At 69.5% G+C, this 367-nt stretch carries 1 protein-coding gene; it reads right to left on the reverse strand.

Annotation, left to right across the window (positions count from 1 at the left end):
* On the reverse strand, nucleotides 1–367 hold a 367-nt coding region (locus AC1DN0_RS41920; protein WP_477146733.1), incomplete at both ends, for a DUF1365 domain-containing protein.

The raw sequence follows: 367 nt of genomic DNA on the forward strand, positions 1-367 counted from the left end.
GGGTTGCGCTTGAGCCACAGGCGCAGTGCCTGCCAATGGATGGCGGCTACCACCTGCAGGGTCATCAGCGGAAAGCGCAGCAGCACGCCGGCCAGCCCGCGCGCGGTGATGGGATGGCGTTGCAGCATCAGGTCGGCGTCGAACTGGCGCTCGCCGCCGCGCCAGACCTGCATGTGCACGTGCAGGTCCTGCCCGGGCGCGGTGAAGCGCCAGCGGTAGCGGCAGTCCATCGGCATGAACGGGGAGACGTGGAACTGCTTGTCGAACTCCCACGCCAGCGCGCGGCCGTTGGCATCGGCCGCGGCCACCGGCAGCACGTAGGCGTGGCGTTCCTTCCAGGGCGTGTTGGTGATCTCGGCGACGATGC

It is taken from the genome of Cupriavidus sp. 05N39, assembly GCF_056397325.1.